The 3379-nt window shown below is 44.5% G+C and carries 4 protein-coding genes; all 4 read right to left on the reverse strand.

Annotated elements, in window-relative coordinates:
* A partial coding sequence (locus HF974_08050) for an internalin (GenBank protein ID MBC2698270.1) occupies positions 1–1335 on the reverse strand: 1335 nt, incomplete at its 3' end.
* Between the two features lie 55 nt (positions 1336–1390).
* Entirely contained in the window at positions 1391–2083 is a 693-nt protein-coding gene (locus HF974_08055; GenBank protein ID MBC2698271.1) for a hypothetical protein, read from the reverse strand.
* Positions 2080–2352, reverse strand: a complete 273-nt coding sequence (locus HF974_08060) for a hypothetical protein (GenBank protein ID MBC2698272.1) — start codon at positions 2350–2352, stop codon at positions 2080–2082. The genes HF974_08055 and HF974_08060 overlap by 4 nt, the downstream gene beginning before the upstream one ends.
* 43 nt (positions 2353–2395) lie before the next feature.
* Positions 2396–3379 (reverse strand): IS66 family transposase (locus tag HF974_08065; protein ID MBC2698273.1); only part of this gene is annotated, 984 nt, incomplete at its 5' end.

Genomic DNA, 3379 nt, shown 5'->3' on the forward strand with positions numbered 1-3379 from the left:
GGTAATAACATCTCCAACCTGGTTCGTTCCGGTTGCATCAGATGTCTTTACTACAGCAATCGATGGTACCCCCTCCACAGTCACCGCCGCAGTATCAGAAGCAGTCAACGTTGTCGGCTCAATAATAGAGTCATTACCCGTCGCAGTGCCGGTATTGGTGACCGGAAGTCCTGAAGTATAGTACAAAATAAACGATTCTGAGCCACTGGCAGTGCCTCCTGCCGCCAGGTCATCAAATGATCCATCACCATCTTCATCCGATAGTCCCACATCTAATGTGACTATGAAATCGTCGGCTGTATTGCCCGATGTACCGTTGTCGTCGACAACCTTAATGTTATACAAAGGGGCTCCACAGGTGTTAGGATTGGTCACCACATAGCAGTACTTGACTGTATCACCAGAAGTAACGGTGAGATCATCTACACCGAGGGAACAGTCGCCAGAATCAGTCACAGTCTTCTCGATGACCAGCTCAGGGAAGCAGATGTCGCCGATCTGCTTGAAGGGGACGGTCTGTTTGCCGACTGAAATGGCTTCAGGAGGATCTACGGGCACGCTACCATTAATATAGGTCAGCCTGGCATCGGGTAGTGCCCCTGCCAGATTGCCGGTGGGGGCGCTGCCTGGATCACAGAACAGCTTCACATCGATGCGGACCACTACCTGCTCGCCTGGTTCCAGATCGTCAAGCTCAACAGTACCATGCAGCTCAGATTTTGACGTGAATAACGGTCCGGTGAGGCTCTCATCGATGAGTGTGGCTGTACTGCCGCCATCATCGATGATGCCGTCGTCAATACCGTTCTCGCCAGTGACCAGGTCCTCAATAGTGCCATAGTTCACCTGCACAAGCACGATGTCGCCGATAGCCACACCGGATTGACCTGTGGTATCAGCCAGGAACGAAAAGTCCATCTCGATGGTCTGTGGTTGGTCGTCAATCGCTGATTGAGTATTAGCCACCGTAACTAGGGCGAAGTATGTCACGATATCGCCGCAGTCGAAATCGCCGCCTTCCAGCGACTCAACAACGTCAACCCCGATGGTGCGGTCATCGTAGGCGCCGCCACCGATCAGGTGGTCGTAGGAATAAGGATTGGCCGCAACGAAATCGATCGAGAAGTCACCACTTTCTGCGATGGCTGCCGGACTTGTCATAATCAATGCTGCAATCAGGCTTAACATCAAAAACGCAGCACGTACCCCAGGCTTTCCATGTCCGGGTCGCAGAAACGCTTTAGTGCTATTCGTCAGTCTATTACTTAATACCCATAGCATAACAACCAGTGCTGTTATAGCTTTATCTACCGAATTTCCAATTATGTTTCTCATAACTTATCTCTCCTATTTCAATCTATATTTTGTTTTTAATTATTAGATGAATTAATCATCTATGGGCCTGCAGGTTCCCATATTTCATTGATCCTTCTACATTTAGCACCTCTTGCTCATGTTTATCAAATATTAGTATCCATACAGTATCAAAGTTGTCGGGTTCTCCTTGGTCAACAAATATGTAGTTGATAGTCGCACCCTCTACACCATTGAACCTGCCAGTCCCCTCACCCGTGAAGGTGTCAAATGGAACTACAGGTAGTTTCAGGTTGGTTTTAGGATCATCTGTGTAAATTACATAAGTCAGTTCAGGCATGTGGAACTTATTTCCATCTGGCCAGATCACTTGTAAATTGTTAGGTTTCCTTAGGTCACAGTGGATCTCAAAACCAAGAGTGACCCGGGCATTATCGTTTGTGAAAACACTTCCCTCTTCAGTCATACGACCCTTAGCAGGCGAAATTTCGTCTAGTATGGAAAGGGATGCAGCAGTCCATACAAAAAAAGTGGGGTTACCAACATCTGAAATGCGGTTTTCAGAAAGTGCCCGCACCGTCAATTGGGTTGTTTGTGCTGGGATATCAACCGTTGATTCCAGGGTATCCCACTCTTGAGCGTCGTAATAGGGGGTAAAAGAAGTTGAACCGCTGACATCTCCTGCGACACTACTGGAAAATATTAAAAGGTCAGACTGCCAATCAGTGGTTGCCGGTGCAACGATAAAGGTCTGAAAAACAGTAGTCATATTTTGGATCCCCCAGCCAGTATTCCTGTGACCTCAACATCATCTAAAAGAATCTTATCATCTCCTCCTGGAGAAAAATGTTGACCTTCCCAGTACAGAAGCACCTGTTTTACATCTGCTGAATAGTGAATAGTAATATCTATCGTTGCGGGTTGTGTTACAAGACAAGTTCCACTGGAAATAACTCCCGTACCAGTTGAAATTTTTATACTTGGTGTTCCCAGGTTTTCTGTTTCATCGGCAAAAACTGCATGAGAGGAGAGTACCAAGTATACTCCAAGTAATATTAAATAAATAAATATTTGTATTTGTTTAGCTCATACACAACTCTCGCCTGAGAAGTTCCTCAAGTTCTTCAAACCCATTCTTGCCCTGTAACCTCCAGTCAGCCAATAAAGATGCAATATACTGATAATTCTCTGCTCCATTCTCTGAACGGAAGCATCCAATAATCTTTCGCAAAATGACGTGTTCCCGTATTGCTTGCTCACCGAGGTTATTTGTTGGTTCCATTCCAGGATATAGCATACATGTATACCAGCACCCAAGACCATTTTTAATGTAAGTCAAAGGCTTCTTCAACTCATCGAAACCATCAAATTTATCGACTATATCTTCCAGCTTCTTCTCAAATACCGCTTTTTGAGATACCCTCTCCTCCATAGGATGGTCCTCATCGAGAAACTTTCTCAATTCCTTGAAACAAGCATGTATCTCCTTCGATAACTGTTTTCCATATTCTGATGTCGTTTTATAGGCCTTGACCTCGCGTAGGAGGTGGGACCAGCATCGTTGGAGAATAGCTGTTTTACAGTAGGCACTCCAACCATCAACAATATGTGGACCTGGATGATCCTTTCCAAGTATTTCATCAAGGACCTTCCTGCCCCTTGATTTACGTATAACGACCAGTGTTTCATTATCATTCGTCCTGAAGATCCATAGCCACCATTTTTCACCGTTTATCTTAAAACCTGTTTCGTCTATGTATCTCCACTTAGCATTTCGTATCTTCTCGATTTTCAGATCATACTCACTCTTGCAAGCATCTCCAACTCTTAGTAGTACATCATTGATTCCCTTGACACTGATTTCAAAATTATTTTCATATAATAGAAAGTCCTGTATCTTTCTCAACACACCGCGCAGATGAAATTTCAGCATTGTGATATAAACCAATAAGTATATTCCAAAATTTCCTTTCTGCGGGCAGTCTGGATCTTTAGAAGTGAATATATGACCACACTGTAAGCATTTAACTTTCTTCCTGTCATACTGAGTAACCTTAATCTCTTT

The organism is ANME-2 cluster archaeon, from assembly GCA_014237145.1.
Taxonomy (GTDB): domain Archaea; phylum Halobacteriota; class Methanosarcinia; order Methanosarcinales; family Methanocomedenaceae; genus Methanocomedens_A.